The sequence below is a fragment of the Pseudoxanthomonas taiwanensis genome (genome assembly GCF_010093135.1).
Classification (GTDB): Bacteria; Pseudomonadota; Gammaproteobacteria; order Xanthomonadales; family Xanthomonadaceae; genus Pseudoxanthomonas; species Pseudoxanthomonas taiwanensis.
In genome coordinates, this window is sequence record NZ_PDWK01000105.1 from 1 (window position 1) to 6,045 (window position 6,045).

At 73.4% G+C, this 6,045-nt stretch carries 6 protein-coding genes and 2 pseudogenes; 1 reads left to right on the plus strand and 7 read right to left on the minus strand.

Annotated features, from left to right (window positions below; genetic code table 11):
• Positions 1–117: 117 nt before the first annotated feature.
• Together CR938_RS13565 and CR938_RS13570 are read right to left on the minus strand one after the other, a co-directional pair.
• Positions 118–492: pseudogene (locus CR938_RS13565) on the minus strand (MFS transporter); the annotation flags it as partial.
• Positions 493–747: 255 nt separating this feature from the next.
• A complete protein-coding gene (locus CR938_RS13570; protein ID WP_162125508.1) occupies positions 748–1,002 on the minus strand; it encodes a hypothetical protein in 255 nt (84 codons plus the stop codon).
• A gap of 110 nt (positions 1,003–1,112) precedes the next feature.
• Between CR938_RS13570 and CR938_RS13575 the strand changes: the two genes are divergently transcribed.
• A complete protein-coding gene (locus CR938_RS13575; protein WP_162125509.1) occupies positions 1,113–1,772 on the plus strand; it encodes an HAD hydrolase-like protein in 660 nt (219 codons plus the stop codon).
• A 19-nt stretch (positions 1,773–1,791) separates the two neighbouring features.
• On the opposite strand, the pseudogene CR938_RS13580 reads toward CR938_RS13575, so the two are convergent.
• The 5 genes and pseudogenes from CR938_RS13580 to CR938_RS13600 all read right to left on the minus strand — a co-directional run.
• A pseudogene (locus CR938_RS13580) lies at positions 1,792–2,530 on the minus strand (DUF72 domain-containing protein).
• 70 nt (positions 2,531–2,600) lie between these two features.
• Positions 2,601–3,503, minus strand: a complete 903-nt coding sequence (dapA, locus tag CR938_RS13585) for a 4-hydroxy-tetrahydrodipicolinate synthase (protein ID WP_162125510.1) — start codon at positions 3,501–3,503, stop codon at positions 2,601–2,603.
• Positions 3,504–3,623: 120 nt separating this feature from the next.
• Positions 3,624–4,124 carry a lipocalin family protein gene (locus tag CR938_RS13590; RefSeq protein ID WP_162125511.1) on the minus strand — a complete coding sequence of 167 codons (501 nt, stop codon included), beginning with the start codon at positions 4,122–4,124 and terminating at the stop codon, positions 3,624–3,626.
• Between the two features lie 463 nt (positions 4,125–4,587).
• On the minus strand, positions 4,588–5,160 hold the full coding sequence (locus CR938_RS13595) for a DUF1810 domain-containing protein (protein ID WP_162125512.1): 573 nt from the start codon (positions 5,158–5,160) through the stop codon (positions 4,588–4,590).
• Between the two features lie 127 nt (positions 5,161–5,287).
• A partial coding sequence (locus tag CR938_RS13600; protein ID WP_162125513.1) for a putative bifunctional diguanylate cyclase/phosphodiesterase occupies positions 5,288–6,045 on the minus strand: 758 nt, incomplete at its 5' end.

The window sequence follows — 6,045 nt, forward strand, 5'->3', positions numbered from 1 at the left end:
ACAATCGGTCTTGAACGATCAGTGTGAAGAGTGCCTAGAGTGTTGTTGTACACGCAGAAGACGGAATCGAGAGACAGCAGGAGTCTCGTGGGCTCGGAGATGTTTATAAGAGACAGGCCCCAGGCCCTGGCCGAAGCGGCACAGGGCCAGCAGCGCCGGCGCCAGCACCCCGACCTGGGCGTAGGTCGGCAGCAGGCCGANCACCACGGTGGAGATGCCCATGGTCAGCAGCGCCGCCACCAGGGTGGCCTTGCGCCCGACGCGGTCGCCGAAGTGGCCGAACACGGCCGAGCCCAGGGGGCGGGCGAAGAACGCCAGGGCGAAGGTGGCCAGCGACTGCAGGGTGGCCGCGGTCGGCTCCGAGGCCGGGAAGAACAGGGTCGGAAACACCAGCACCGCCGCGGTGGCGTAGATGTAGAAATCGAAGAACTCGATCGTCGTACCGATGAGGCTGGCGAACAGGATGCGGCGGGGCGAGGCGGGCTGGTTCATGCGTAGAACCCTGGCACGGCGGCAGGCCGGCCGATTCTTCCACATCCCGAACGGACGGCAACGGCCGGCACCGGATGCGCGCCGCGCCCGTTGCCCGCGTCCGGCCCCGCCGGCACGAATCCGGGCTCATGCGTCCTTCGCGGCGGCCCCGCCAGCCGCCATCGCACCGCGCAGTCCCGCGCCGCACCCGCACTTCCCGAACCGCGCACCATGCGCCCGCCGGCGCGTGCGCCCCGTCTTCCCCCAACGGAACCGTCACATGAGTGCCACCCGCCCGCCGCGCGCCAAGCGCCCGCCCTCCACCCGCCGCCGCATGGCCTGGATGCTGCTGGCCGCCATCGTCGTCTTCGGTGGCGTGTTCGCGGCCAAGGCCATCATGGCCGCGATGACCAACCAGTTCTTCGACAACATGCCGCAGCCGCCGGTGGAGGTCAGCACCTTCGAGGCCCGGCGCCTGCGGCCGCAATGCACGGCGGTGGCGAACCCGTGCGCGGTGTTGCGGGGGGCCACCCGGCGCGGCCCTGGCCGCGCGTGCCGGCCGCGGCGCCGCCCGCCAACGGCCGGCAAGCATGGCCGGCCGCTTCCCGGCACAATCGCCGCTCCCCCGCCACGGACCTCCCATGTCCACGCCAGCATCCGGACGACTGCCGGCCCGCCGCTTCGACCTGGCGGTGTTCGACCTGGACGGCACCCTGGCCGATTCCTTCGCCTTCTTCGTGACCTGCCACAACCGCCTGGCGCGGCGTCATCGCTTCCGCCCGGTGGCCGGGCACGAAATGGAGATGCTGCGCGGCTGGAACCCGCGCCGGATCATGCGCCACACCGGCCTGCCTGCCTGGCGCCTGCCGTGGGTGGCGCGCGACTTCCGCCGGCTGATGCAGGAGGAAGGCCAGGCCATCGCCTGTTTCCCGGGCGTGCGCGATGCCCTGCACGACCTGCACGCGCGCGGCGTGCGCCTGGCCCTGGTGACCAGCAACTCCGAAGCCAACGGCCGCCGCATCCTGGGCGAGGACGTCTGGGGCCTGCTGGCCCACATGGAGTGCGGCGCCTCGCTGTTCGGCAAGGCGCGCCGCCTGCGCCGGGTGCTGGCCCGCACCGGCGTGGCCGCCGTACGCGCGGTCTATGTCGGCGACCCGACCTCCGACGCCGAGGCCGCGCGCCAGGCCGGGATGGCCTTCGCCGCGGTGGCCTGGGGCTATGCCTCGGCCGCCGCCCTGCAGGCCTGCCAGCCCGATGTCTGGCTGCAGGACGTCGCCGACCTGCAGGGCCTGGCCGGATAGGCGGCACCTCCGCCCCGCCTCAGCGCCGCGCGGCCAGCAGGGCCTGCAGCCGGGCCGCGTCGGCAACCGCGTGGCCGTGGGCCGTGTTGTCGAAGACCACCCAGCGCTCGCCGCCCCCGGCGGCCCGCACCTCCGCGGCCAGCGTGCGCAGCGCGTCCTCATCGTAACGGCTGTAATAGACGCGCGGCGAGCCGTGCCAGCGCCAGTACCGCCAGCGCGCGGAGGCGGCGGGATGGCCGCCTCCGGGCAGGCGTGGCGGATCGGCCGCGACGCGGCCGACGCCATGCCGTTCCAGCAGGGCCTCCGCACGCGGCGTGGACCAGCTGGCATGGCGCGGCTCGCAGGCCAGAGGTGCATCGCTGCGGCGGCGGAACATGGCGAGGAAGACCGAGGCGCTGCGCATGTCCAGCTCCAGCCTCGGCGGCAGTTGCAGCAGGAACCCGCCCAGGCGGTCGCCCAGTCCCTCCACCCCGGCCAGGAAACGGTCCAGCGCCGGGCCGGCGCGGCGCAGGCCCAGCTCGTGCGAGATCGTGCGCGGCAGCTTCACCGAGAAGCGGAACCCGGCCGGCACTGTCGCCGCCCAGCGCTCCCACGTGGCGCGACGGTGCGGGCGGTGGAAGGAGGAATCGACCTCGACAGCGTCGAACCGGGTGGCATAGCGCGCCAGGGCGCTGTCGCCGGGGCCGAAGCGCGGCATGGCGCGACGGGACCGACCAGCCCGCGCATCCGATCCGCACCCTGCCCCTGTCCGGTGCCATGGCCACTCCCGTGCACGAGCGCGGGAGTCTGCGCCGACGGCCGTGGGCGGGGCGCGAAGCCGCCCCGGGCTCAGCTCTCAAGCAGCCCCGCCTCGCGCAGCGCGGCCTCCACCCTGGCCTGCCCCTCGGGCGCCAGCTCGGTCAGTGGCAGGCGCAGGGTGCCGCCGCACAGGCCCAGGCGCGCCAGCGCCCACTTCACCGGGATCGGGTTGGCCTCGCAGAACAGCTGGCGGTGCAGCGGCAGCAGGCGCATCTGGATGCGCATGGCCGTGGCCACGTCGCCTGCCAGGGCCGCCATGCACAGCTCGTGCATCAGGCGCGGGGCCACGTTGGCGCTGACGCTGACGTTGCCGTGACCGCCGCACAGCATCAGCGCCACCGCGGTGGCATCGTCGCCGGAGTAGATGGCGAAGCCTTCCGGCGCCTCGCGGATCAGCCACTGCGCCCGTTCCAGGTTGCCGGTGGCCTCCTTGATGGCCACGATCCCCGGCACCTGCGCCAGGCGCAGCACGGTCTCGTGCTGCAGGTCGGCGCCGGTGCGCCCTGGCACGTTGTACAGCACGATCGGCAGGTCGCCGGTGGCCTCGGCGATGGCGCGGAAGTGGCGGTACATGCCCTCCTGGCCGGGCTTGTTGTAGTACGGCACCACCTGCAGCTGGCTGTGCGCGCCGACCTTGCGCGCGTACTGCGCCAGAGCGATGGCCTCGGCGGTGGAGTTGCCGCCGCAGCCGGCCATCACCGGCACCCGCCCGGCGGCGTGCTCCACGGCCACGCGGATGATCTCGCAGTGTTCCTCCACGTCCACCGTGGGCGACTCGCCGGTGGTGCCGACCACGCCGATGCAGTCCGTGCCCTCCGCCACGTGCCAGTCGATCAGGCGGCGCAGCGCGTCGTAGTCGACGCTGCCGTCCTCATGCATGGGGGTGACCAGCGCGACGATGCTGCCGCGCAGGAGGACATCGGATCCGGTCATGGCGGGCGTTGGCGTTGTGGAGGGAGACGGCCGGATTCTATCGGCCGTCGCCGCCACGTGCGCCAGGAGTCACGGCTGCAACCGTGGCCGCGCCCGGCGCCGCGCCGGACGCGGTGGACTTCAGGACACCGGCCGGCCGGTGTGCGGGGTGTGGATCAGGTCGGCCAGGTCGTAGCCCTGCCCGCGCGCCGCGTCGAGGAACGCCTGCTGCACCGGCGCCGCCAGCGCCGGCTCGCGCGCCAGCAGCCACAGGTACTTGCGGTCGGGCGAGCCGACCAGGGCGGTGCGGTATTCCGGGTCCAGGCGCAGGATCCAATAGTCGCCCTTCGTGAAGGGCACCCACTTCAGCCCGTCGGGCATGAAGCTCACCTCCAGCTTCGCGTTGCCGCTGCCCTCCACCACCGTGGCCTCGCCCACCGACTCCTGCGGCTGCCCCTTGCCGTCGCGTGCGCGGTTGCGCACCTGCACCGTGCCGTCCGGGTTGAGCGCGTAGGTGGCGGTGATGTCGGTGTAGTCCTCGGGCTCGTGGCGCATCGGCAGGCGCGCGATCTCGTACCAGGTGCCGAGGTAGCGCTGCAGGTCCACGGACGCAACGGTGACCGGTTCGGAAGCGGATGTCATGGCGTATCTCGCAATGGATGAGCGGCCATTGCACGGGACCCCGCGTGAATCCGCCGTGTCGGCATGGGGTGGCCGCCACTTCGCCCGTTCCGCCCCGCCGCCCGCGGGGCGGCGCCAGCAGCACGTGGCGCCGCCCCCGCGTGGCTGGCGTGGACCGCGGATCCGAAGGGCCGGGCATCCACCCCGGATTCCGGGTCAGGTTTCGCGGGCGGGACAGCGCCTGCACCCTGCAGGGTCCCGCAGGATGCGCCCCACCGGTCGCGCACGCGCCAGTCGGGAACGGGGAACGGACCCACCCCGTGCCCAGCGGCGGCCGCGCCACCGTGGACGGCTTCGGCCTCCTGGACCACGACCGCCAGGAAGGCCTCGCCCACGGCCTGGACAAGGCCGGGGCGGCCTGCCTGCGTGATGTCCAGGTCCCCATCGCGGAGGTCCCCCGCGCCCCGGGCAGCTTGCGCTGCACTCAGCCGGGCGCGGACCGTGGGCGACGTGATCGACCGCGCGCCAGCCGCGTCGGCGGGCCCCGGCGAAGGCGGCGGGTGCGCCCCGCCCCCACATCCGGTGCCGGGGCCCGCACCATCGCGGGCCGGCCCGCGCAAGCCCCGCCCTCGCGCCGCAGCAGCTCCAGCGTCAGCGGGTCACGCGCCCCGCCGAAGAAGGCCTCCAGGGCCGTGGCGAACAGCGGTTCGTCCGGCACGGCCAGCGCGAACAGGGTCAGGCACGAGCGGAACTTCAGCGCGTCCAGCCCGCCAAGCACGCCGTCCGCGCCCAGCGCACGGTGCGCGAGCATGGCCTGGATGGCCTCGCGCAACCGTGCCCCCAGCACCGGATGGGCCAGGTAGGCGCGGGCCTCGTCCAGGCCCGCCAGTCCGTACAGCCCCGCCGCGGGGCTGCTTCCCAGTCCGCGCAGCTGCGGGAACACGTACCAGATCCAGTGGCTGCGTTTCCTGCCCTGGCGCAGCTCCTCCAGCGCGGTGGCGTACGCGCGGTCCTGCGCGGCGAGGAAGCGGCCCAGATCGAACGGATCGGTGTCCATGCGTGACTCCCGTGGCGGCATCCACCTGCGACCAGGCACGGTTCCGACCGCCCGACGCGGCGGCCGGGAATACGGCGCATTGTCCCTGCAGCGGCCAGGTCGTCCTCCGTGCGGGCGCGCCCCGCCGTCAGGCGCCGGCCGCGGTCATGCCCTGTTGCGCCATCCAGTCCGGCAGCTCCCCGGGCGGCATGGGCCTGGCGAAGCGGAAACCCTGCGCCACCCGGTAGCCCTGGGCCTGCAGGATGTCCTTCTGCGCGTCGGTCTCCACGCCTTCGGCGACCACGGTCAGGCCGAGGCTGTTGCCGATGCCGAGGATGGCGGCGCTGAGCGCGCGTGCGGTGGGGGCGTGCTCCAGGTCGGCCACGAAGCTCTGGTCGAGCTTGAGCTCGGTGACGGGCAGGCGGCGCAGGTAGCTCAGGCTCGAGTAGCCGGTGCCGAAATCGTCCATGGACAGGCGCACGCCCATGGCGTGCAGCCGTTCGACGGTCTGCAGCGCGGAGCCGCGGTTGTCCAGCAGGATGCTCTCGGTCAGCTCCAGCACCAGGTCGGAGGGCTGCAGGCCGCGGCATGCCAGCGTCTGCTCGACCATGACCGGCAGTTCCAGGTTGTGGAAGTTGGAGGTGGAGAGGTTGACCGAGACCGCGGGCAGCGCCAGCCCGTCCCGGCGCCACTGCGCCAGCTGCCGGCAGGCCTGGTCCAGCGTCCAGCGGCCCATCGCCCCCATCAGGCCGCATTCCTCGGCCAGGGGAATGAAACGGGTGGGCGGGATGGCACCCAGGCCCTGGTGCCGCCAGCGCGCCAGCGCCTCCACGCCATGCAGGCGCCCGGTGGCCAGGTCGACCTGGGGCTGGTAGTGCAGTTCCAGGCCACCGGGCGCCTGCATGG

What these genes read in the sequence shown, in the direction of transcription:
- CR938_RS13575 (WP_162125509.1), top strand. Translation starts at nt 1,113, where the DNA reads ATGTCCACGCCAGCATCCGGACGACTGCCGGCCCGCCGCTTCGACCTG.
- dapA (WP_162125510.1), bottom strand. Translation starts at nt 3,503, where the DNA reads ATGACCGGATCCGATGTCCTCCTGCGCGGCAGCATCGTCGCGCTGGTC.
- CR938_RS13595 (WP_162125512.1), bottom strand. Translation starts at nt 5,160, where the DNA reads ATGGACACCGATCCGTTCGATCTGGGCCGCTTCCTCGCCGCGCAGGAC.
- CR938_RS13590 (WP_162125511.1), bottom strand. Translation starts at nt 4,124, where the DNA reads ATGACATCCGCTTCCGAACCGGTCACCGTTGCGTCCGTGGACCTGCAG.